Here is a 23625-nt window from a genome sequence, read left to right on the forward strand (position 1 = left end):
TTTGCTGCTATTTTCGCAATATTGGTACGGTCGGGGCAGACGCGCGGCCTAACGCAATTCGGGTGTCGAGTCAAAGAAACGCGCATGCTCGGCCAGCGCGAAGCGGTCGGTCATGCCGGCAATGAAATCGCCAACCCGAAGAGTTAGTGTCTCGGCATCGCCGGACGGCAGATCCTCGTGCCACTCGTCGGGCATGTCCTGTGGATGCGCGATGTAATGACCGAACAGATCGCGGACCACGCCGGCTGCGTCATTCATGACATGCATGACGCGGTCGTGGCGATACATGTGCGGAAAGAGGAAACCCTTGATACCCTTCTCGGCTTCCGCCATCGCAGCCGAAAAGGCAATGACAGGCCCCGATGCCAGCCGGATGTCATCGGCGCTCGTCGGCGCCAATGCCTGCAAACGCCGCTGCGATTCGGCGGCGACATCCTCGATCATCCAGGTGATCAGCCGGCGCATCAGTTCATGCGCCACACGGACCGGATCGAGCGCCGGATAGCGGCGGCCGATGTCGCGCACGATACCGCCGGCGAACGGAACGTCCTCGAGATCCGAAATGGCAAACAAGCCGGCGCGCAAGCCGTCGTCGATGTCGTGTGCATCATAGGCGATGTCATCGGCAATGGCGGCGACCTGGGCTTCGGCGCTGGCAAAACTCCACAGCTGCAGATCCTGCTCCTGCTGATAGTCGCGGATCGCACGCGGCACACCGCTATCGCGGTACCGGTCGATGGCATGGCCGGCGCGGTCGGTCAGCGGCCCGTTATGCTTCACCAGCCCTTCCAGCATCTCCCAGGTCAGATTGAGACCGTCGAAATCGGCATAGCGGCGCTCCAGCGAGGTCACGATTCGCAACGCCTGCGCGTTGTGATCGAAACCGCCCCAGGCCTTCATGGCATCGTTGAGGGCGGTCTCGCCGATATGACCGAAGGGTGGATGGCCAAGATCATGCGCCAGGGCCAGCCCTTCGGCGAGGTCCTCATCGAGGCCGAGCACCCGCGCCAGCGAACGGGCAATCTGTTGCACTTCCAAAGTGTGCGTCAGCCGGGTGCGGTAATGATCGCCCTCATGGAAGACGAAAACCTGGGTTTTATGCTTCAGGCGCCGGAAGGCGGTCGAATGAATGATGCGGTCGCAATCGCGGCGAAAGTCGTTGCGGCTGGGACTGGCCGGTTCGCGGATCAGCCGCCCCCGGCTCAAGGCCGGGTCGGATGCGTAAACAGCGCGGGGGGCGGACTGGATGGCCATCGATTTTCGAGGTTTGTGTAGAATTGACGGAACCGGGCGGCGCACCTAACTAATAGGCATGACCATTGGCAACGTCACCGTTTCCGATCGTGCGGCGAAAAAGATTGCCGCCATCCTGCAGAACGAGCCTGCCGGCGCGATGCTGCGCGTCAGCGTCGAGGGCGGCGGCTGTTCCGGTTTTCAGTACAAGTTCGACGTCGAGCGCGACCGCGCAGAGGACGATCTGGTGCTGGAACGCGGCAATGCGACCGTGCTGATTGATCCGATTTCCGTCGGCTTCCTCGCCGGCTCAGAGATCGACTTCGTCGATGATCTGATCGGCTCGGCGTTCAAGATCAACAACCCGAACGCCAAGTCCTCCTGCGGCTGCGGGACGAGCTTTTCGCTTTAATCTACTATTTGAAGGGCCCTCATTCGGCCTCATCCTGAGGAGCGTTGCAAAGCAACGCGTCATCGCAAGTCAGGCTTGGCTGACTGCGCATATTTGAATCCAATCTCGGGTAAACCCGAGATTGGCGGATGGGGCCGCCCTCGTCCTTCGAGACGGCGACTTCGTCGCCTCCTCAGGATGAGGGCGGAAAGCTCAATTCGTCTTCAGCCCGGTCTTCTTTACGAAATCGCCGTAGGTCTTGAACTCGGCCTTGATCAAGCCGCCGAACTCCTCGGCCGACATCGGCATCGCCTGCACGCCGATCTTGTCGAGCTTCTCTTTCAAGGCTGGCGTTTCGAACGCCTTCTTCATTTCAACATTCAGCTTCTCGATCACCGGCTTGGGCGTGCCGACCGGCCCGAGAATGCCGACCCAAAGCGTGTAATCGGAATCGGGAAAGCCCGCTTCGAGTGTCGTCGGAACGTTGGGGAGTTGCGCCGCCCGTGTCTTCGAACTGACAGCCAGCGCCAGCAATCTGCCGGCCTGGATATGCGGCAGGGCCGTCGCAATCGGGCAGAAATAATAATCGACGCGACCGGCGATGACCTCGCTCAACGCTTCGGCGCCGCCCTTGAACGGGATATGCACGGCATCATAGCCGGCAGCGACGCGGAAACGCTCGGCGCTCATATGCACCGCCGAGCCGACGCCGAGCGAAGCGAAGTTGAGTTTTCCCGGATTGGCTTTGCCGAATGCGACGAATTCCTGAATCGTCTTGATGCCCTTCTCCGGCGAGATGATCAGCACGTTCGGCACGCTGCCGATCATCGCCATCGGCACGAGATCGCTTTCGGCCTTGAATTGCAGATTGGGATAAAGAGCGGGCGCCACCGTATGCGCCGACGAATGCACGAGCCAAGTATAGGCGTCGGGATCGGATTTCACCACCTGCAGCGCGCCGATGGTGCCCCCTGCTCCGCCGCGGTTTTCGACCACGATCGGTTGCCCAAGCTGGGTCTGAAGCTGCTCAAAAACCATGCGCGGAATAATGTCGGTCGCCGATCCCGCTCCGAACGGCACGACCGCTCTGATCGGCTTGGCCGGCCAGGTATCGGCGAACGCGCAAGGCGTTAGTGCCAAAAGAGCAAACAGGGCGATGAATGAATGGCGGCGCATGGCATTACTCCGAAAAGATCGGAGAAATGCCAGCAAGAACCGTGCCGCAGCTTCAGGTAATCAGGAAGTCATTCAGCGTGAGTTCGGGCGCATGATCCAGCATGGCCAATGCCACAGGCCTGCCGCTGCCAGCGCCATCAGCGTCCCAGGTCAGCCAGCCCGTGGTCGCATTATAAAGGAGGGCTGGCGCCTGTCCCGTTGGCGTTCCGTCGATGAGAAACTCAATATCCTCCAGATCCGCGACACCGAACCCCGCCCCCGAAAGCGCAATGACGTCATCGGCGGCGAAATCGATGATTGTGTCGCCGGCTTCCGCGAGTGAAGCAAAAAAGAAGTTGTCGGCGCCAGCACCGCCCGTGAGTATGTCGTTGCCGGCACCGCCATCGATGAAGTCGTTGCCGTCTCCGCCGCGGATCGTGTCGTTGCCGGCCATTCCGAGCAATTGATCATTACCGGCACCGCCCTCCAGCACATTGTGGAAACTGCTGCCCCGTAAAACATCATCGAAGGCGCTACCGGTCAGATTCTCGATTGAACTAAAGCGATCGCCCGCGGCGCCACCAGCATTGTTCGTGTGGTCGATGAGGTCTGCAATCACGGCTTCCGTGGCAGTGGTATAGATGACGGTGTCATAGCCGCTGCTGCCGCTCAGCACATCGGCGCCCGCACCGCCATCCAGAACGTCGTTACCATCGCCGCCATAGAGACTGTCATCGCCATCCCCGCCAATGAGCCAGTCGTGTCCGCCAAGGCCGTAGATGCGATCGTTCCCTGCCCCGCCATCGATGACATTGTCGCTGTCGTCGCCATTCAGCAGATCGTTTCCGGGGGTGCCCACAATCACGTTGTCGGGACCGCCTTGCGTCGTGGTGATGACATTCGCCGAACTGAGCGACGACGCGTTGACACCCGTGAGCGTCGCCAGCGTCGCGAAATCACTTCCGGTACCGTCCGCATTGATCTGGACCAGAACATCGCTGCCGGACTGCACCCAGCGTAGATATCCGTTCGCAATCGGATCGCCCGCCTCCCAGTTCAGCCGTGCCCGCATCACCGACAGATCGATCTGATCACCCGTCAGTCCCGCCTGGAAATCGCCAATGACATCGCCGGCTTCGCTCGGGTCATGAAATGCAAAGCGATCGCGTCCGAGGCCGCCGAACAGCGTGTCTGTTCCGGCTCCGCCCCAGATATAATCGTCGCCATCATTGCCGGAGATCAGATCGTCGCCCTTGCCGCCGAGCAAAAGATCGCTGCCTGTGGAGCCGGTGATGACATCATTCTCGTTGGCGGGATCAATCCGGATATAGGTCGTGCCCGTCGTCGTCGCATAAGCCGGATCTAGCGGCGTCGGGTAGCCATAGGATTCAAACCAGGAATCGATGATGCGGTTATCACGAGGCTGGTTAATGGCGGCGGTCGAATAATAAAGCGTTTCCTTCAGCGTCACGGTATCGATGGTGATCTCGCGCGCGTCGCCTTCGCCCCATTCGTACAGAATGATGCCACGCTGGTTATTGACGCCGCCGCTATTGGTGATCTCGTTACCGATACCGCGCGCATTGAGAAAGCCGTAGCTGTCCATCGCCAGTACATTGTCGTAGCTGGCATTCACCACTTCCGAATGCCAGGTCCAGGCGAAATCCCGCGTCGCATAGGCGACGGAATCGTGGACATTCAGGCCGATGTCGCCGCCATAATAGACCGCCGACGGGGAGTTCGCCGCATTGCCGATCGCATTCGCATCGGTCGCATGGATGACATTCTCGGCGTAAAGCCCAGCCACTGTCGTCCCGGTGGAACTGAGCGAGTGGACAGCGATGCCAAGCGAGCCGGCACCGTTGTTCATATTCTTGACGGTAACGTCTGTGACCGACGCGTTGGCGCTGTCGACAACGCTGATGCCCTTGCCGACGCCATCACGGAGGGAAACATCTTCGACGCTCGGATCGATCAGGCCGCGCAATTGAACGAGCGGAAAAGCGCCGTTCGCAACGCTCTGGTTGCCAACGATTTCGCCGTTTTTGACGACAAGCTCACCGCTGACATATTCGGTGGCGCGGACATTGGTGCGATAATTCGATTGATCGATCAGCGTGCCAGCCAGCGTCACCGTGTCGCCATTGACGGCCGCGACCTGCAGCGCTTGCCCCATGCGCGTCGCCCCGCTGTCGATACGATCGCCGGGCAGGATGTCGTCGGCCACAACCTTCAACCAGGTTCCGGGCACAACGCTGGCCGGCAAACTGGAATAGGTGACGGTCGTGTGACCCGCCGCGTTCTGCGACAGCCCCACCTGTTCCATCGGCGTATGCACGGCGCGTCCGGTGATCACCGATACATTGGCCGCCTGCTGCAGCGTTCCACCGTTCAGATCGAGCGTGATGTCGCGACGCGCCACATCGATATTCAAGCCGGAACTGATCGCGATTGTCTCGCCCGGCGGCAGAATGACTGTTCCACCGCCGGTGAGTGTGCCAAGCGCGTTGACGATATCCGCCTCGGTCGCACCAGAGCTGAGTTGAATGACGGGTAGCATGAGGCCTCCTATCAACGGAACGCCACAGGCCGGAGATCACGCAAAGGACCGCCGCGCTCCAAGATCGAGCCCGGGAATGCAGGCGGTTGCGATGAGAAAGGGGATTAAGCCAGAATCCGCTCGCGCAGGAAACCGATTACCGTTCGATCAGCATAGGCCCGGTCGAACGCATTACACGGCTATCTATACACGATTTCATTATCGATCGCTTGCAACGATCGATAAAAAATATCCGCAACCGCGTATTTCTGTCAGGCAGCGAAGTTTCGCATTACTCTGCGGCCACGACATGCGGGCGTTCCGTTTCGGAAACTTCTTCGAGCTGCGGCTCGAGACGACGCTTCAGCATCCGGTCGAAACGATCGAGATAGATGTAAATCACCGGCGTGATGTAGAGCGTCAGCAATTGCGACACGCATAATCCGCCGACCACGGCGATGCCGAGCGGCTGGCGCAGTTCTGCACCGGCGCCAGCGCCGAGCGCAATCGGCAGCGCCCCGAAGATCGCCGCGAAGGTCGTCATCATGATCGGACGGAACCGCAGCATCGCTGCTTCGCGGATTGCAGCTTCCGCCGACAGGCCGACTCTGCGGCGATCGATCGCAAAGTCGATCATCATGATCGCGTTCTTCTTCACGATGCCGACCAACATGACGATACCGATGATGGCGATCACCGACAGGTCCATGCCGAACAGCATGAGCGTCAGGATCGCACCAATACCGGCCGAGGGCAGACCGGAAATGATCGTGATCGGATGGATGAAGCTTTCATACAGGATGCCAAGCACGACATAGGCAGCGAAGATCGCGGCCAGGATCAGCAACAATTGCCCCCGCTGCGCGTCCTGGAACACCTGCGCGGTGCCCTGGAATCCGGTGACGATCGTTGCCGGAAGATTGAACTCGCGCTCGACCCGCTCGATCGCCTCGGTTGCCTGACCAACCGAATAACCGGGCGCGGTGTTGAAGGTGATCGTCACCGATGGCTGCTGCCCCTGGTGATTGACCTGGAGCGGCCCGACGGTCGGGACCAGTTTGGCCACCGCGTCCAGCGGCACGACCTGCCCGCTCGCGGTCTTCAGGCGAAGCTTCGACAGATAGGCCGGATCTTCCTGGAACTTCGGCAGCGTTTCGAGAATGACCTGATAGTCGTTCGAGGGCGTGTAGATCGTCGCGACCTGGCGCGAACCATAGGCGTTGTACAATTCCTGACGCACCTGATCGACGGTGACGCCGTAGACGGCGGCCTTTTCGCGATCGACGTCGACCAGCATCTGCGGATTGCGGATATAGAGATCGCTGTCCACATCGCGCAGTTGCGGCAATGTGGAGAGCTTATCCCGCAATTCCGGCGCAACCTTGTAGAGCGTGTCGGTATCGCCGCTTTGGAGTGTGTATTGGTATTCGGCCTTGGAGACGCGGCCGCCGATATTGATATTCTGGATCGGGACGAAGAAGGTCTTCATGCCCGGCACGCTGGCCGTGGCCCGGCGCAGACGGGCGATCACCGCGCCCACCGGCTCGCGCTTGTCCTTCGGCGTCAGCACCAGGAACATGCGGGCGTAATTGGTGGTGGTGTTCGGACCGCCCGAGCCAACGGTCGAATTGATGTATTCCACCGCCTTGTCCTGCCGGATGATATTGGCAACCTGCGCCTGACGCGCGACCATCGCGTCGAACGACGTGTCAGTCGCAGCTTCGGTCGTGACGCTGATGAACCCGGTATCCTCCGTCGGAAAAAAGCCTTTCGGTATAATGAGAAAGAGCCATATCGTCCCGCCCACCGTCGCGATCGTGATCAGCAGCGTGATCGGTTTGTACTTGATGACCTTGTCCAGCGACCATTCATAGGCACGAAGCCAGCCATTGAACATGGCTTCGAACCAGCGAAGGATGAAAATCTGCCTCTTCTCGGGCTCGTGCGGATCGTGCCCCTTGAGCATGCGCGCGCACAGCATCGGCGTCAGTGTCAGCGATACGAACCCGGATATGACGATGGCGATCGAGATCGTCACCGCAAATTCGCGGAACACCCGGCCGACGATACCGCCCATCAGCAGCACCGGAATGAACACCGCGATCAGCGACAACGTGATCGAGATGATGGTGAAGCCGATTTCACGCGAGCCTTTCAGCGCCGCTTCGAACGGCCGCATGCCGCCCTCGATGTGACGGACGATGTTTTCCAGCATGACGATGGCGTCATCGACCACGAAGCCGATACACAGCGTCAAGGCCAGCAGCGTCATGTTGTTGATCGAGAAATCGAGCGCGTACATCACGGCAAAAGTGCCGATGATCGAGATCGGCACGGCAAGCCCCGGAATGATGGTCGCCGACAGCTTGCGCAGGAACAGGAAGATCACCAGCAGCACCAGCACCAGCGCGATCATCATGTGATGCTGGACGTCGCTCACCGCCTGCCGGACCGAGATCGAGCGGTCCATCAGCACTTGCAGCTCGACCGAGGCCGGGATACCGGCCTGGAGCGCCGGCAGCTTGGCCTTGATCGCGTCGACCACAGCCACAGTATTGGCATCGGGCTGACGCTGAATAGCGAGAAGGACCGAGCGGCTATCGTTGAACCAGCTTGCGATCTTGTTGTTCTCGACGCTGTCTGAAACGGTCGCCACTTCGTTGAGCTTGACCGGGACGCCATTGCGCCAGGCCACGACAACGTCCTTGTAGTCCACCGCCTTGTTCAACTGGCTCGGCGCCTGCAGGGTGATGTTCTGCGAAGGGCCTGCCAGAGTGCCGACCGGCACGGACGAGTTCACCTTGGCGACCGACTGGCGGATATCGTCGAGCGACAGGCCGCGTGCGGCGGCCGCCTCGGGATCGACCTGCACGCGCACGGCGAATTTCTGCGCGCCATAGACCAGAACCTGGGCGACCCCCTGAATCTGCGAGATCGATTGCGCAAGGAGCGTGTCGGCGTATTCATGCACGGTCGAGAGCGGCAGCGTTCCGGACCGAACGGAGATGAACAGGATTGGAAAGTCGGACGGATTGACCTTGCGGAAGCTCGGCGGTGTGGTCATCTCGACCGGCAGACGCCGCTGGGCGATGGTCAAAGCGGTCTGAACGTCGAGCGCAGCCGCATCGATATTACGGTTCAGATCGAACTGGATGGTGATCTGGGTGCTGCCGAGCGAGGAGGACGACGACATCGACGAGATGCCGGCAATGGTCGATAGCTGCCGTTCGATCGGCGAGGCGATCGAGGCCGCCATGGTCTCCGGGCTGGCCCCCGGCAAAGTCGCGGTGATGGCGATGGTCGGGAAGTCGACGCGCGGCAGCGCCGATACCGACAGCAGCTTGTAAGCGAACGCGCCAAAAACGATGAACGACGCTGTGATCAGCGTCGTCATCACCGGCCGACGAATACAGGCTTCGGAAATTCCCATCTCAGACCCCGGGCTTGGTCTGGCGCGGAGTGACCCGGGTGCCATCGACGAGCAGCAGTTGCCCGTCGCGCACGACCGTCTCTCCCCCTTCAAGACCGCTGGAAATCACGCTTTGCATATCGATTGTACGATCGACGGTCACCTTGCGCACTTTCGCGACGCCATTCTCGACGACAAAAACGTATGATCCGGCCTGTCCGACCTGCACCACCTGCGAGGGCACCGTCACGGCCTTTTCATTGCGAAGGATCACCTGGGTATTCACTAGCGTGCCCGGCCACAGAAGTTCATCCTTGTTACCCATGGTCGCACGCACCAGCACCATACCGGTCGCCGGATCGACCGTGTTTTCGATCATGGTGACCTGGCCTTGGGCCGCACGCGTCTCGCCTGGCGCAATCGCCTCGACCGTCGCCGTTTCAGCGCCAAGCGCTTTGCGCAGATCGGGCAGCGAACGCTGCGCCACGCCAAACGTCACATAGACGGGCACCATCTGATTGATCGTCGCGAGCGGCGTCGTATCGGCCGGGCGTACGAAATTGCCGACCTTCACATTGGCTGCACTGATCCGGCCGGTAATCGGCGAGCGGATCTTCGTGTAATCCAGCTGAACCTTTAGATTTTCCAGCGTCGCCCGGTTCGATTCCGCCGTGGCGTGCGCGATATTCACCGCGGTCTGCGCATTATTGAGCGTGACCAGTGTGGTGGCGTTCTTTGCGACCAGTTCCTTGTATCGCTGCACGTCGCGCTCGGCCTGCTCCTGCTGGGCAACGGCGCCCGCGATCACGGCCTCGACGCGTTTGATCTCCGCTTCGATCTGACGGCCATCGAGGGTGAAGAGAAGATCCCCCTTTTTCACCTGTGCACCGTCGCGGAAATGCACGTCGGTAATCATCGATTCAAGACGGGCCTTGATGGCGACGCTGGCGATCGGCGTCACGGTGCCAAGAGCTTCAAGGCGAACCGGGACATTCCCCATTTGCGCCGTGACGACGTCAACGGGGACAACCCGCGGACCGGCTGTCTGCGCGACCGCTTTTTCCGGATTCCAAACCGACCGCGAATAATACCCACCCGCCCCGACGGCAGCGAGCGCAGCCAACGCGACAAACCATTTCCCTTTATTCATCTGCAGCTTTCGACCACACCGGCATCACCGGCGGGCTTCCTTCCATTGATCCCGCGTCTCGCCGCCGTTCGGCCCCGGCGATCTGTCGGTGATGGTGAATATCGTACCATATTCATGCAAAAACCGCACCCTTTCCCCTGATATCCGGTAAACACCGGACAACCATGTAACCATCCCGCCCCGATTGAGACGCCAGAGCTGAAATCCGATGCGCATTGCCACCTGGAACATCAATTCGATCCGTCAGCGCATGGACAATCTGTGCGCCTGGCTGAAGGAACGGCAGCCGGACGTGGTCTGCCTGCAGGAAACCAAGATCACCGATGACGCCTTCCCGCGGGCCCCGCTGGAGGAGCTTGGCTACAACCTCGCCATTCACGGCCAAAAGACGTTCAATGGCGTCGCTCTCCTCTCCAGGCATCCGCTTGAGGACGTGACGCCCGGCCTCCCCGGCGATCCCGAGGACGACCACGCCCGGTTTCTTGAAGCCTTGGTGTCTCATCCCGGCGGCACGGTGCGGGTGGCCTCGATCTATCTGCCCAACGGAAATCCAGTCGCCAGCGAGAAATACCCTTACAAAATGAAATGGTTGGATCGTTTACATGACTATGTAGGCGAGCGGCTTAAACTCGAAGAAGAGCTGGTATTGGCCGGGGACTACAACGTCATCCCGGCAGCCGAAGACGTTCATAACCCCGCCGCCTGGATCGAGGACGCGCTGTTCCGTCCGCCGACGCGGGAGAAATTCCGTGCCCTCACCCATCTTGGACTAACCGACGCAATCCGCGCGTCGAGCGACGCCGCCGGGCTTTATACCTTCTGGGATTACCAGGCCGGCGCCTGGCAGAAGAATAACGGCATCCGCATCGACCACCTGCTGCTGTCCCCTCGCGCGGCCGACCGCCTCACTGCCTCGGGCATCGACAAGCATGTGCGCAACTGGGAAAAACCGTCCGACCACGTCCCGGTCTGGATCGACCTCGACGTGTAGCGCAGACGCCACAGAAAATTTTGGCTCAAAAAAGTTTTGGGCGATGTCGATTCCGCCGGCTCTCGTTCGTCGTGTGGGCAGGAAGGCCGGAGCGGCCTTCGTGATCAGAGGAGACAGACATGCGCGTAATGGTTCTGGTGAAGGCGACGAAGGACAGCGAAGCGGGCCTCATGCCCTCGACCGAACTCCTGACGGCCATGGGCAAGTTCAACGAGGAGCTGGTTAATGCCGGCATCATGCTGGCGGGTGACGGGTTGAAGCCGTCGTCACAGGGAAAGCGCATCGCTTTTAACGGTGCGAACCGCACCGTGATCGATGGCCCATTCGCCGAGACCAAGGAACTGGTCTGCGGTTTCTGGATCTGGCAGGTCAAGGACATGGCCGAGGCCATCGAATGGGTGAAGCGCTGCCCCAATCCGATGCCCGGTCCCAGCGAAATCGAAATTCGGCCCGTGTTCGAGGCCGCCGATTTCGGCGCGGAGTTCACGCCAGAGCTTGCCGAACAGGAAGAGCGGCTGCGCGACAAGATCGCCAGCCAGCAAAGCTCTTCATAACGCAACGATCGAACCGGCCAGCCATCAGATCACGATGACTTTGGATCGAATCGATCCAAAGTCATAAACGTGATCGATTCTAATACGTTAGAGCATGATGTCGTCCGAAAACCGCTTCGCACTTTTCGGCACCATGCTCTAGGGCTGGCCGGTCTATTCAAAAACCACCCAGGCTTTCGCGCACCGACAGCAGATGATCGCGGATCTCGGCCCGCGCCCGTTCGCCATCACGCTCGCGCAAGGCGCTAACGATGCGGCGATGCTGTTGCTGATAAATCGTTCGTCGCTCCGCGGTCAGGCTCCGCTCTTTCAGCTTTCCCCATTGCGCTGTCCGACGGACGCCATTGATGGCGTCATAGATGTCAGCGAGGAGCTGATTGCGCGCCGCGGCGACAATGCGCTGATGCAGGCGCCCATCCCATGTCTCGAATGCGGCGACGCCTTTTGCGATCTCGCATTCGTGCAAGCACCGCTCCATGTCCGCAAGATCGGTCGCGGTCGCACGGGCGGCAGCGATTTCGCAGCTTTGCGGCTCCAGCATCAGACGGATGTCCATCACTTCCGCAGGACTGGCGCGATGAATCTTCCTCACCAGTTCGTCGGAAGACTGCTGATCGGCTGCCGGCTCCGCAACGAATGTGCCGCGACCGACATGACGCGTGATCGCGCCTTTCGCTTCGAGCTGATCGAGAATTTTGCGCAAGGTGTTGCGCGCGAGTCCAAAGCGTTCGACCAGCTCGCGCTCGGCCGGCAACCTTTCGCCTGGCTTCCACACACCCGTGCTGATTTCACCTTCGATGAAGGCAAGGGCCGCCGACATGGTCTGGCGCGCTTTCGCTCGGTTGTTGAGGCTTGTCATGCCACTCGCTGCTTCGTGAACCAATCTTGATCCATTTATCGTCATCTGTCTTTCGAGGCAAGTTGTTGCGTTTACGAGTTGACAGAACGGCATCTCTGATGTCCTGATCTGCCCAACCAATAAAATTGGTTTACAATTGGATCACGAAAGGGAGAGGTTTCAAGATGGATCGCAGAGATTTTCTGATGCGCGCAGCGGCATTACCGCTGGCGGCGCAAGGATCGCTTGCAGCACTTGTCAGCGGAGCGCATGCGCAAGGCACCTGGCCGGAGCGAAACATCACCTTCGTCGTGCCATTCCCGGCGGGCGGACAGGCCGATCTCGCTGCGCGTCCGGTTGCTGCGGCACTGGAGAAAATTCTCGGCCGACCCGTTGTTGTTGAGAATCGCGCTGGCGGCGCCGGTGGCGCTGTCGGCAATGCGGCCGTCGCGCGCGCGGCTCCGGACGGTTACACGCAGCTCGTGACATTGTCGTCGCTGGCCGTGCTGCCGGAAGCCGACCGCCTGTTCGGACGGACGCCGGCCTACGAAGTGTCGCAATTCACGCCGGTCGCCCGCATCCTTGCCGACCCGACGCTGCTGGCGGTGCCGGCATCCGCGCCCTGGAAGACGCTGAAGGATTTCGTCGAGGATGCAAAGGCGCGGCCCGGCCAAATTCCCTACGGATCGTCGGGACCGTACGGCACACTGCATATCGCGATGGAAATGTTTGCCGCAGCCGCAGGCATCAAGCTGCTGCACGTGCCGTTCCGCGGTGCGGCGCCGGCGCTGACCGCGCTGTTGTCGGGCACGGTTCAGGCGCTCGCGTCGGCGCCCGGCGTTCTCAAGGCGCAGGTCGACGATGGCAAGCTTCGCGTTCTTGCGAATTGGGGCGCAGAGCGCATTCCGAGCTTCCCCGATCTGCCGACATTCAAGGAGCTCGGCTATCCGGATGTCGAATTCTACATCTGGGCCGGTCTGTTCACGCCGAAGGGCGTCCCCGATGCCGTGATGACCAAGCTGCGCGACGGCATGCGCCAGGCGATGAAGTCACCGGAAGTGATCAAGACCTTCGAAGCTGCCGGCAGCCCGCCCGCTTATCAGGATCAAGCCGAGTTCACGCGCTTCTTTGAAGCGGACAGCGCGCGGCTGATCGCGGCGGTCAAGAAAATTGGCAAAGTCGAATAATCAAACAAACTAGAGCACGATGCCGAAAAGTGTGAAGCTTTCGGACAACATCATGCTCTAACTTTTCTAACGGAATCGGAGCGCGACAGCGTCATGAAGTTTGCGACTTTTTTACTGGACGGAAAAACCAAAGTCGGCGTCGTCGACGAAAGCACGGCGACGCTGCGCGCGGTGGAAGATGTATCTTCTGTGCTCGACATCATCTCGGGCAAGGCCACAGTCAAGCCATCCGGGCCGGCCATCGCACTGTCGCAAGTGAAACTGCTCGCTCCGATTCCGTCACCGGAACGCAATATCTTCTGCGTCGGCAAGAATTACCGCGAACATGCGAAGGAGTTTTCCAACAGCGGCTTTGAGGCCGGCGCGGTCAAAGGCGCGGAGATCGACGAATATCCGGCGGTGTTTACGAAGCCGGCGAGCTCGGTGATCGGCCCGGACGCCGATGTCGATCTGCATCCACAGGCAACTAACAGCGTCGATTACGAAGCCGAACTCGCCATTGTCATCGGCAAAGCCGGGCGCGATATCCCGAAGGATCAGGCTTACAACCACATCTTCGGCTACACGATCATCAACGACGTGACGTCGCGCGACCGCCAGCGCAACCATAAGCAATGGTTCCTCGGCAAGGCGCTGGACACGTTCTGCCCGATGGGTCCGTGGCTCGTCACCGGCGACGAACTTGAGCCGGAAAACCTCGACGTCAAATGCTGGGTGAACAATGAATTGCGTCAGAACGCCAATACACGCGACCTGATCTTCGATATCCCGACCCTCGTCTCGTCGATTTCAGCCGGTCTGACGCTCGTGCCGGGTGACATCATCTCGACCGGCACGCCGGCCGGCGTCGGCATCGGCTTCAATCCACCGAAATTCCTGCGCGCCGGCGATGTCGTGACGATTTCGATTACAGGACTTGGCAGCCTGACCAACACCTTCCGCTGATCGGGCGCGATGCCGTCCGCCACTCAAGCGACTCGGCGGACGGTGTCACCTGATTCACGAGCCTCCTCGCCACCGGCTTGGTTGCGGTCATCGTCTTGAGCTTGCGAAGAACCGTCCCGATTGTAGGACACGTCGATCCCCTCGACGCTTCGCAGCAGCGGAATCATGAAGTCCGTGAAAGCTCTGACAACGGGACGCATGAAGCGCACGGACGGATAAGCGAGAAATGCTTCGGTCGGCCTGATCTCATAATCGGGAAGGATACGGACCAGCCGTCCCTCCGCCAGTTCTTTGATTACCAGCAGATGCTGGATCGGACCGGCGGCCTGTCCGCTGAGAAGCGTATCGACGATGACCTGCGCGTTGTCCGTCCGCAGGATCGGCCGAACGGCGACATCGGCCGTTTCTCCCTTGCCCTGCAGCGCCAGGGTATCGCGCGCCGAAATAACCATATGCGTTGTGACGATCTTCGCGGCGGATAGTTGCTCAAAGGAATTGATCGGACCGTTGCGCGACAGATAATCGGGCGATGCGACCAGAAAGCGCCGGATCAATCCAAGGCGGCGGATGATCAGTTCCTGCCCGTCCGGACGACCGTATTTGATGGCGAGATCAAAACTCTCGTAGACCAGATCGACATTGCGGTTTTCAAGCACCAGATCGACGGCCACCGCCGGATATTCGGCCTGAAAGGCCATGACGATCCGGTGCAGATGTTTCGCGCCGAGACAAGACGGCGCGTGGACACGCAAAGGACCTTCGACCGCTCCCATGTCGCGCCGCACCCCTTCCAGCGCTGCATCGATCGTCGCCAGCGCCGAATGGCTCGCCTCATAGAGGGTGCGTCCATGCGCCGTCGGACGCACAACCCGCGACGACCGTTCAAGCAATCGCGCGCCGACATGGCGTTCGAGATTTCTCAGATGCTTTGTGACCGCAGGCTGCGAGACGGCCAGATCGCGCGCGGCGGCGGTCACGGAGCCGCGTTCAACGGTGCGCACGAATGCGCGCAAAGCGAGAGCCAGATCCATCCATACCTCACGGTTATGATCTCAATTACCTCATAACATATGGACACGATACCCGTCATGTCGTCCCAGTGCAGGACATCACTTCACCATCATCCAAGGCGACGAGACCTAATGCGACGAGGACACATGAGAATCACACGACGAACTTTGGTTTTGGGCGCGCCGCTCTTGGGTGTGGCCGGCTGCACGACGGTCCGGCCGGATATCGCCGCGCTTGGACCGTACATATCTCCGCAATATGCCGCGATGTATGCCGCCATCGATACCGAACCCTTTCCGGTGCCGGCGGTGGATTTGTCGCGTGTCGATCCTGTCTTTTTACGACAGGAGGTCGCCTATGCGACACAAGAGCATCCAGGCACCATCGTGGTCGATCCGAACCAGCGCTACGCTTATCTTGTGCTGCCGCGCGGACGCGCCCTTCGCTACGGCGTTGGCGTTGGACGGGAGGAAGGCTTCAACTTTCAGGGCGAAGCGATCATCGCGCGCAAGGCCGAATGGCCGCGCTGGACGCCGACGCCGAACATGATCCGGCGTGAGCCGGAGCGATACGGGCCCTATGCCGGCGGTCTGGAAGGCGGCGCGGACAACCCGCTCGGTGCGCGTGCGCTCTATCTCTACAGGGACGGTCGCGACACGCTGTATCGTCTGCACGGTACGAATGAACCATGGACGATCGGCACGACGGTTTCATCGGGTTGTGTCCGCTTGCTCAACCAGGACATCATCGACCTCTACCGACGTGTTCCGGTCAACACGAAAGTCGTCGTGCGGCCGACAAGCAGTGCTGCGACAAGTTAACCCGGCAAAGTTAAAGCTGAAAGTGAAGATCGGTCCGCGAGAGCCCACCGAAAGGAGCATCAATTGCTGCAACTTCAAATACGGCTCCGGGTCGCCGTCAGCGCGACGATTGCGGTCCTCGTGGCCGCGCCATCGACGGTAAGGGCCGATACGACACCTGGCACCGCGCAAATCGAGCCACTGACGCAGGCAACGATTGGCAAGACGATCAACGGCATCGTCGTTGAATTACGCGAAGGGTATGTGTTCCCTGACAAGGGAGCGCATGCCGCAGATGCGCTGGAGAAGTCGTTGAAGGAAAGCGCCTATGCCGGCGTGACCGACCCAGTTCAGTTCGCGCGGCAGGTGACCGACCAGCTTCGGGCCATCACCAAAGACAGTCATATGCGGGTGATTTTCGGCTCCCCGTTTGCCAATCAGCCTCCGCCGGCCGTGCCGCAGGGCGCGGGCTTTGAGGTCAAGCGGGCTGATGGCAATATCGGGCTGATCCGCTTGGTACGGTTCGTTTCTCCGGACGTCTTCAAGCCGGCAGCTGACGAAGCCATGCACAGTTTGTCAGATACCGAGGCGCTGATCATCGATATGCAGGCGAACGGCGGCGGGCATCCGGCCTCTGTCGCGTATCTGGTAAGTTACTTCCTTGATCCAGGTAAGCCGGTTCACATCAACAGCCTCGTGTGGCGCAATCGCGGGACCGACACGTACAGGACTGAGACGTTTTGGAGTTCACAGACCCCCCTGCGCTATCTTGGCAAACCCGTCTATGTGCTGGTCGGACCCAAGACGTACTCGGCCGGTGAAGAGTTCGCCTATGATTTGCAGGCGCTGAAGCGCGCGACGGTCGTCGGAGCCAAGACGCGTGGCGGAGCGAATCCAGGCGGATTGACCGATTTGGGCTCCAATTTCTTCGTTGTCGTCCCGACGGGACGGGCCGAGAATCCAATCACGCACACCAACTGGGAGGGCGTCGGTGTTCTACCTGATGTCCAGGCTGCACCAGACGTTGCGGAATCGACCGCGCTGGCGCTGGCGAAAGGCTGATCAAGACCAGCTCTAGTCGCGCCGGTCTCGCATGTAACGCTCGAGATACAGCACCGCGAGCTGGCGCTCATCGTCGGTCGCCTGTTTAAAGGCGGCCTCGTGCATCTCGACCACCCACTTCTCGCCACCGGAGCCTTCGCGCGCGAGCGTGAGCCACATCAATCCACGTGCGCCCTGACGCGGAACGAGTTCGCCTTTGAAAATGAGATGGCCAAGCAGCGCCTGCGCGCGCGCCTGCCCCTTGTTCGCGGCGAGACCGAGCCAGCGCAAGGCCTGGCGCGGATCTTTCATCCCGCCGACGCCCTCAAGGAAGAGCTTGGCGAGACTGTATTGCGCATCGGCATCGCCGAAATAGGATGCCGCATAACCATACATCTCGCGCGCACGATCCGGATCCGGCTTCACCTGCGTATTGGGAATGCCTTCGAGATAATAGTGACCAAGCTGCACGAAGGCATTGGCGACGAAGCGCGCCTGCGGAAGCTGCGGCGAATCCTCCGCATGCGCGTTGGCGATGCGGCTGAAATACTGGAAGGCGCGCAGCTGATCGCGCGGCACGCCCTCACCGACCGCATACATGCGGCCGAGCTTCCACTGCGCGAGCGCGTGGCCTTGATCGGCAGCATATTGCAGCGACGACAACGCCTTGTCGTTTTGGCCGGCCTTCAGCGCATTGGTGCCGGAGCGGAAAGCTTCGATTGGCGTAACAGGAGGCTTGGAATCGGCCGGCGTGCGTGTGCCGTCAAAGGCAAACGCTGGCGCCAGCGAGAGCGCACAGGTCAGAAAGCTCAGACGTGCGACGCTACTCGTCCGCATAAGTGATGGTCTCGGCCTTCGCGCCCGGATGGGTGACGGCGCCAGTCACTGCCGGTCCCACCTGCTGCGCGTATTTCCAAAGATAACCCGAGCCGTGATCGTTGCTGCGCGGCTTCCATTCGGTCTTGCGCTTGGCGAGCTCCTCGTCGGACAGCTTCACATTGAGGATGCCGTTCTCGGCATCGAGTTCGATGATGTCGCCGTCCCGCAGTAGTCCGATCGGCCCACCGACCGCCGCTTCAGGGCCAACATGGCCAACGCAGAAGCCGCGCGTTGCGCCGGAGAAACGCCCATCGGTAATAAGCGCGACCTTGTCGCCCATTCCCTGACCGTAAAGCGCGGCCGTGGTGGACAGCATCTCGCGCATGCCCGGACCGCCACGCGGTCCCTCGTAACGAATGACGAGAACTTCGCCTTCCTTGTATTTACGATTCTTGACCGCGTCGAAGCAGGCTTCTTCACCATCGAAGCAACGTGCCGGACCGGTAAACTTCAAATTAGCCATACCGGCGACTTTCACGATCGCACCTTCCGGCGCGACGTTGCCCTTCAGACCCACGACGCCACCTGTTGCCAAAATCGGCTTGGAGGCGGGACGCACGACGTCCTGATCAGGATTCCATTTCACGGATTTCAGGTTCTCAGCGATGGTACGCCCGGTAACGGTCATGCAGTCACCGTGGAGATAACCGCCATCGAGCAGCGCTTTCATCACCAACGGTATGCCACCTGCTTCAAACAAATCCTTGGCGACATAACGGCCGCCCGGTTTCAAATCCGCGATATATGGTGTCCTTTTGAAGACCTCGGCGACATCGAACAGGGTAAATTCAATACCGGCTTCGTTCGCAATTGCGGGAAGGTGCAGCGCAGCATTGGTCGAACCGCCTGATGCAGCGACAGTTGCTGCCGCATTTTCCAATGCCTTACGCGTGACGATGTCGCGTGGTCGCAGACCGGAAAGCACGAGCTGCATAACCTGCTCGCCTGCAGTCATACAGAATTGATCGCGCATTTCGTAAGGTGCCGGTGCACCGGCCGAATACGGTAATGCAAGACCGATCGCTTCCGATACCATCGCCATCGTGTTGGCGGTGAATTGCGCGCCGCATGCACCGGCCGACGGACAAGCGACCTGCTCAAGACCGAGAAGGTCTTCATCCGACATCGCACCAACCGAATGTTTACCAACCGCTTCGAACACGTCCTGAACGGTCACCGGCCGGCCCTTGAAGGTGCCCGGCAGGATCGAGCCGCCATAGATGAAGATCGACGGCACGTTCAGCCGCACCATCGCCATCATCATCCCCGGCAGCGACTTGTCACAACCGGCAAGCCCGACCAGTGCATCATAGGCATGACCGCGCATGGTCAACTCGACCGAGTCGGCGATGACTTCACGCGACGGCAGCGATGCGCGCATGCCGCCGTGCCCCATGGCGATGCCGTCGGTCACGGTGATGGTGCAGAACTCGCGTGGGGTCCCGCCCGCTGCAGCGACGCCCTTCTTGACCGCCTGGGCCTGACGCATCAGCGAGATATTGCACGGCGCAGCTTCATTCCAGCAGGAGGCGACGCCGACAAACGGCTGGTGGATCTGGTCGGCCGTCAGACCCATCGCATAATAATATGACCGGTGCGGCGCCCGCTCGGGGCCTTCGGTGACGTGGCGGCTGGGCAGCTTTGCTTTGAGATTAGTCTTGGCGTCCATATTAACTCGACTGGGTCCCCTGCCCTTCACCGCGCAAACGCATAATGACATTGCGTTTATTTCTTACGCTTCGTGTCGGCGAGGCCTATGGCCAAATCGCGGCATCAGGGGGTTCAGGCTGAAATGTCCCTAATGTGTGGCGGGGAAGCCACAAAACAAGCGGCACCGCAACACTCGGCCGGCGATTGCTGTGCCAAATGGCGACATTTAGACGGAACGGCGGCACATCCCGGGGCATTAGCAATAATACGCTTCAGACGACGGAGGCACTCGTGCATCAAGCAGGCTCAAGATCGGCCTCTTCGGGGCAAACCAAAGGCAACCCGGTCGCGCTGGTTGTTGAAGACGATAACGATCAACGCGAATTGATCGGCGCGATCCTCGAAGAATCCGACGTGCAGGTCATCGCATGCGAAAGCGGCGAAGCCGCCATGCAGGTGATGGAGGTTGTGGGCGACCGAACGGTTTTCCTGTTGGCCGATGTCGGACTGGCGGGCGTGATGGACGGCGTTGATCTGGCCTGTGAAGTGGACGACCGTTGGCCGCATACACGGCTGGTCACAACGTCGGGCTACTGCGAACCTTCACGGCTCCGGGCCTTGCCGCGCGGGACGAAGCATCTGCCCAAGCCCTGGCGTGCGCTCGACCTTATCATCGAACTTGAACACGCTATCGCCTCACGTCAGCCTGCTTAATCCAGACTCTCAAGTTGCTTCGGTCAGACTTCATATCCCGGCATCAAGCTTTTGCCGTGCGGCGCTTTGGCTTTGCGGCCTTGCGAGCAAGCTTGCCGGGTGCAAACCGGGCGATCGCATCCGCGATCCGCAGACGGACGATCTGATCCTGCAACGGACTTTCGCCTGGGGCTGCCAGAAGCCAGTGCTTGAGCGCGCGGATCGATGCCCGCTCCGCTGCGCTGGCTGGGAAGGCCTTTCGGACAGTGCTCCGATTTTTCATGGCCGTCTCCTCGACGAGCAGCCAACTGGCGAATCAGCAATCCGGTTCCAAACCGCAAAATGGCTCTCGCCACTGGCACTTCGCACCGACCAGAGCTCTTCCGGATTGATGGAATCAAAGCCGAGGCACTGACTTTTTGTTTTGACGCGTTTTCCTGACGCGAACCGATACCCACTTCGCTCGAAAACGCTCTAAAAGCGGCTATGCCCCGCCGCCTGCCCCGCTCCTTCTTCGGTCGCTCCGTCCACGAGGTCGCCCCCGACCTGATCGGCGCGACGTTCCTGTTCAACGACGTCGGCGGCCTGATCGTTGAGGTCGAGGCCTATCACCACACCGACCCGGCCGCGCATTCCTTCAATGGCCAGACGCCGCGCAACGCAGTGATGTTCGGCCCGCCGGGCTTTGCCTATGTCTACCGCTCCTACGGCATTCACTGGTGCGTGAATTTCGTCTGCGAGGAAACAGGCTCGGCCAGCGCGATCCTGATCCGGGCAATCCAACCGACCCAGGGCATCACCACCATGAAGCGCCGTCGCAAGCTTGATGACGAGCGGCTCCTGTGCTCGGGGCCGGGCCGGCTGTGCGAGGCCCTTGGCATCACCCGCGATCACGATGGCCTGCCGCTCGACAAGCCGCCTTTCGAACTGCGTGCCCGACCGGAGGATTACGAGGTCGCTGTCGGCATCCGCATCGGCATCACGAAGGCTGCGGAGCTGCCATGGCGCTATGGGATGAAGGGCTCGCGCTACTTGAGCAAGCCGTTCCGGTAATAACCCGTCAGTCGCCGGGCCCCCCCTGTGGAATGGATGTCGTTCCGGCGAAGCGGGTCTGCCAGCCCGACGCATGCTGATAGTAAGTGATGGCATCAAACAGCAGCGCCTTGTCGAGGCCAGCATCACGAACCGGTGCGCCGCCAACGAAACCTTTCACATCGCGACGCGGCCCGAGCAGCGCGATCTCATCGCTGCGCACCAGCGCCACCTTCTGATAGTTGGAAATGAACGCGCGGGCCGGCCCGTCCGCACCGAACTGATCCTGACCGATAAACCGGCTGCGATAGCTCAGACGCAAAGCGCCCAGGATGGTCGGCGCGATATCGATCTGACTCACCAGCCGATCGATCTGGCGCGGAGCGACAAAACCCGGCGCATAGAAGATCGCAGGGATATGATAGGCGCTCGGATCGACCTCGATGCGTCCGGCCGACGATGCCGTGTGATCGGCGAGGAAAACGAACAGCGTATCCTGGAACCAGGGCTTGGCACGCGCCTGTTCGAGAAACTTGCCGATCGCATAATCGGTGTAACGGACCCCACCTTCGCGTGTTTGTTCGACATATTTCGCCAGCGTCCGGTCTCCAAGACCGGCCGGACCTCCCCCATGCGGCGGTGCAATGCGCCCGGCCGGATAGGTGAATGGTCTGTGGTTGGACACCGTCATGACGTGCTGGAAAAATTTCCGGCCCGACGCGAAGGATGCATCGGCCTCCTTCAACGCGCGCGCGAACAGATCCTCGTCGCACACACCCCAGGCGTTGGAGAAGGTGACCTCAGATGGCGCAAACCGCTTCTGATCGATGACCTTGTAGCCGTTGCTGCCGAAGAAGGCGTTCATGTTGTCGAAATAGCCATCGCCTCCGTAAAGGAAGGTCGTGTCGTAACCGTGGTCGCGCAGCACCGAACCGATTGAAAACAGTTTCTCGTTTCCTGGTCGCCGCAGGATTGACTGTCCCGGCGTTGGCGGCACCGATAGCGTGACAGCTTCAAGTCCGCGCACCGTACGTGTCCCGGTCGCCAGCATGTTGGTGAAGAACACTGATTGATCGGCCAGAGCATCCAGGTTCGGCGTCAGACTGCTACGATTGCCGAAATGCGCCATGAAGTCGGCGCTGAGGCTTTCGATGGTGACGAGCACCACATTTTTCCGCATCGGCGGCGCGGAATGAATGATGTCACGGGTGACGTCGCCCGGATTTGCCGTCGTGAATCTCGCATTCGGCGAAGCGACGAGCTCGCGAATGTGCGCATTCACCTTCTGTTCGTCCTCAACGATATAGAATCGCCGATAGTCGATCTCGTTGCGGAAGAAGGCGCGAACCAGAGAATAATAACCGTTTTCGGATAGCTCGTTGGCATAGGCATTGCTGCTGATCTCGGACCAGTTTGTCTTCGGCGTATCGTTGACAAGGAAGGCTGCCAACGCGAGTCCGACAATGACCAGCGCGCGACCACGGTAGGACACGTTGTCAGGTTGCGCCCGCAACGGATTGCGCAAGAGCCACGCGAGAAGAACAGCGGCGGCGATCAGCGCCGCCAGCAGCTTGCCGACCGGATAGGATTCCCAGATATTTCCAGCGACTTCGCGGGTATAGACCAGATAATCGACGGCGATAAAATTAAACCGTGATGTGAATTCGTTCCAGAACAACACCTCGCCGATCATCGTGAAGCCGATCGCGAAGGCGACGAACACGAAACCGGAATATGTCGCCAACCGATCGGCACGACCGCCGCGCCATGACGCCGGCAGCAAGGCCCAATAAATCGTTCCCGGAATGAGCGCGAGCAACAGCACGGCCAGATCGAACCAGAGGCCGATCACGAAGGGCCGGACGATGTCCCAAGGCGTATCGATGAAGGCGCCACCCGATTTGATGGCGAGAATGGCGCGAATGAGGGCCTGCGCGATGAGGAAGACGGCGATGACCGGCCAGAAACGCCGCAGCCAGGCCTGCAGCGCCAATTTTACCACCGACATGCTCAATCCCGTCCCTTTGAACGGGATATGCCAGCGGCTCCGATTGCGGTGCGATTATGACGAAGCGATAAAAACGGCCCCGCCCGCCGTCTGCCCCTGTCAGAGTTGACAGGGTCCCT

Annotated in this window: 20 protein-coding genes; 9 read left to right on the forward strand and 11 right to left on the reverse strand. The window is 60.4% G+C overall.

Annotated elements, in window-relative coordinates:
• Positions 1–48 precede the first annotated feature (48 nt).
• A complete protein-coding gene (locus tag CAK95_RS23950; RefSeq protein ID WP_086090195.1) occupies positions 49–1254 on the reverse strand; it encodes a deoxyguanosinetriphosphate triphosphohydrolase in 1206 nt (401 codons plus the stop codon).
• 58 nt (positions 1255–1312) lie between these two features.
• Here CAK95_RS23950 and erpA point away from each other — a divergent pair, with 58 nt between their 5' ends.
• On the forward strand, positions 1313–1645 hold the full coding sequence (erpA, locus tag CAK95_RS23955) for an iron-sulfur cluster insertion protein ErpA (RefSeq protein WP_086090196.1): 333 nt from the start codon (positions 1313–1315) through the stop codon (positions 1643–1645).
• 192 nt (positions 1646–1837) lie between these two features.
• Here the strand turns inward: erpA and CAK95_RS23960 are convergent, their stop codons facing one another.
• The 4 genes from CAK95_RS23960 to CAK95_RS23975 all read right to left on the reverse strand — a co-directional run bounded on the left by CAK95_RS23960 (position 1838) and on the right by CAK95_RS23975 (position 9877).
• Positions 1838–2800, reverse strand: a complete 963-nt coding sequence (locus CAK95_RS23960) for a Bug family tripartite tricarboxylate transporter substrate binding protein (protein WP_086090197.1) — start codon at positions 2798–2800, stop codon at positions 1838–1840.
• Between the two features lie 52 nt (positions 2801–2852).
• Positions 2853–5339, reverse strand: coding sequence for a calcium-binding protein (locus CAK95_RS23965; protein WP_086090198.1), 2487 nt, complete (start codon positions 5337–5339; stop codon positions 2853–2855).
• A gap of 271 nt (positions 5340–5610) precedes the next feature.
• Entirely contained in the window at positions 5611–8748 is a 3138-nt protein-coding gene (locus CAK95_RS23970; RefSeq protein WP_086090199.1) for an efflux RND transporter permease subunit, read from the reverse strand.
• 1 nt (position 8749) lies between these two features.
• Positions 8750–9877, reverse strand: a complete 1128-nt coding sequence (locus CAK95_RS23975; protein ID WP_086090200.1) for an efflux RND transporter periplasmic adaptor subunit — start codon at positions 9875–9877, stop codon at positions 8750–8752.
• Between the two features lie 208 nt (positions 9878–10085).
• Here CAK95_RS23975 and xth point away from each other — a divergent pair, with 208 nt between their 5' ends.
• Complete coding sequence (xth, locus tag CAK95_RS23980; protein WP_086090201.1) at positions 10086–10868, forward strand: exodeoxyribonuclease III; 783 nt, start codon at positions 10086–10088, stop codon at positions 10866–10868.
• 119 nt (positions 10869–10987) lie between these two features.
• On the forward strand, positions 10988–11422 hold the full coding sequence (locus CAK95_RS23985) for a YciI family protein (RefSeq protein ID WP_086090202.1): 435 nt from the start codon (positions 10988–10990) through the stop codon (positions 11420–11422).
• A gap of 157 nt (positions 11423–11579) precedes the next feature.
• Here the strand turns inward: CAK95_RS23985 and CAK95_RS23990 are convergent, their stop codons facing one another.
• Positions 11580–12281, reverse strand: a complete 702-nt coding sequence (locus tag CAK95_RS23990; RefSeq protein ID WP_086090203.1) for a FadR/GntR family transcriptional regulator — start codon at positions 12279–12281, stop codon at positions 11580–11582.
• Positions 12282–12445: 164 nt separating this feature from the next.
• Here CAK95_RS23990 and CAK95_RS23995 point away from each other — a divergent pair, with 164 nt between their 5' ends.
• Both CAK95_RS23995 and CAK95_RS24000 read left to right on the forward strand, forming a co-directional pair.
• Complete coding sequence (locus CAK95_RS23995; protein WP_086090204.1) at positions 12446–13447, forward strand: Bug family tripartite tricarboxylate transporter substrate binding protein; 1002 nt, start codon at positions 12446–12448, stop codon at positions 13445–13447.
• A 93-nt stretch (positions 13448–13540) separates the two neighbouring features.
• Complete coding sequence (locus tag CAK95_RS24000; RefSeq protein ID WP_086090205.1) at positions 13541–14392, forward strand: fumarylacetoacetate hydrolase family protein; 852 nt, start codon at positions 13541–13543, stop codon at positions 14390–14392.
• A 23-nt stretch (positions 14393–14415) separates the two neighbouring features.
• Here CAK95_RS24000 and CAK95_RS24005 read toward each other — a convergent pair whose 3' ends face one another.
• Positions 14416–15423, reverse strand: coding sequence for a LysR family transcriptional regulator (locus tag CAK95_RS24005; protein ID WP_086090206.1), 1008 nt, complete (start codon positions 15421–15423; stop codon positions 14416–14418).
• A 126-nt stretch (positions 15424–15549) separates the two neighbouring features.
• Here CAK95_RS24005 and CAK95_RS24010 point away from each other — a divergent pair, with 126 nt between their 5' ends.
• Positions 15550–16224, forward strand: coding sequence for a L,D-transpeptidase (locus tag CAK95_RS24010; RefSeq protein ID WP_086090207.1), 675 nt, complete (start codon positions 15550–15552; stop codon positions 16222–16224).
• A gap of 63 nt (positions 16225–16287) precedes the next feature.
• Positions 16288–17265 (forward strand): S41 family peptidase, encoded by a 978-nt coding sequence (locus CAK95_RS24015; RefSeq protein ID WP_086090208.1) that lies wholly within the window; start codon positions 16288–16290, stop codon positions 17263–17265.
• A gap of 12 nt (positions 17266–17277) precedes the next feature.
• On the opposite strand, the gene CAK95_RS24020 is transcribed toward CAK95_RS24015, so the two are convergent.
• Together CAK95_RS24020 and ilvD are read right to left on the reverse strand one after the other, a co-directional pair.
• Positions 17278–18081 carry a tetratricopeptide repeat protein gene (locus tag CAK95_RS24020; RefSeq protein WP_086090209.1) on the reverse strand — a complete coding sequence of 268 codons (804 nt, stop codon included), beginning with the start codon at positions 18079–18081 and terminating at the stop codon, positions 17278–17280.
• Complete coding sequence (gene ilvD / locus CAK95_RS24025) at positions 18068–19792, reverse strand: dihydroxy-acid dehydratase (protein WP_086090210.1); 1725 nt, start codon at positions 19790–19792, stop codon at positions 18068–18070. Before ilvD ends, CAK95_RS24020 begins: the two co-directional genes overlap by 14 nt.
• A 272-nt stretch (positions 19793–20064) precedes the next feature.
• On the opposite strand from ilvD, the gene CAK95_RS24030 reads away from it, so the two are divergent.
• Complete coding sequence (locus CAK95_RS24030; protein ID WP_245303508.1) at positions 20065–20487, forward strand: response regulator; 423 nt, start codon at positions 20065–20067, stop codon at positions 20485–20487.
• Positions 20488–20530: 43 nt separating this feature from the next.
• On the opposite strand, the gene CAK95_RS24035 is transcribed toward CAK95_RS24030, so the two are convergent.
• The gene (locus tag CAK95_RS24035) at positions 20531–20749 is read right to left on the reverse strand and encodes a hypothetical protein (protein WP_086090212.1); all 219 of its coding nucleotides are present in this window, start codon (positions 20747–20749) and stop codon (positions 20531–20533) included.
• A 203-nt stretch (positions 20750–20952) separates the two neighbouring features.
• Here CAK95_RS24035 and CAK95_RS24040 point away from each other — a divergent pair, with 203 nt between their 5' ends.
• The gene (locus CAK95_RS24040; RefSeq protein ID WP_086090213.1) at positions 20953–21519 is read left to right on the forward strand and encodes a DNA-3-methyladenine glycosylase; all 567 of its coding nucleotides are present in this window, start codon (positions 20953–20955) and stop codon (positions 21517–21519) included.
• Positions 21520–21526: 7 nt separating this feature from the next.
• On the opposite strand, the gene CAK95_RS24045 is transcribed toward CAK95_RS24040, so the two are convergent.
• The gene (locus tag CAK95_RS24045; RefSeq protein ID WP_086090214.1) at positions 21527–23506 is read right to left on the reverse strand and encodes an LTA synthase family protein; all 1980 of its coding nucleotides are present in this window, start codon (positions 23504–23506) and stop codon (positions 21527–21529) included.
• Between the last annotated feature and the right edge of the window lie 119 nt (positions 23507–23625).

Source organism: Pseudorhodoplanes sinuspersici (assembly GCF_002119765.1).
Classification (GTDB): Bacteria; Pseudomonadota; Alphaproteobacteria; order Rhizobiales; family Xanthobacteraceae; genus Pseudorhodoplanes; species Pseudorhodoplanes sinuspersici.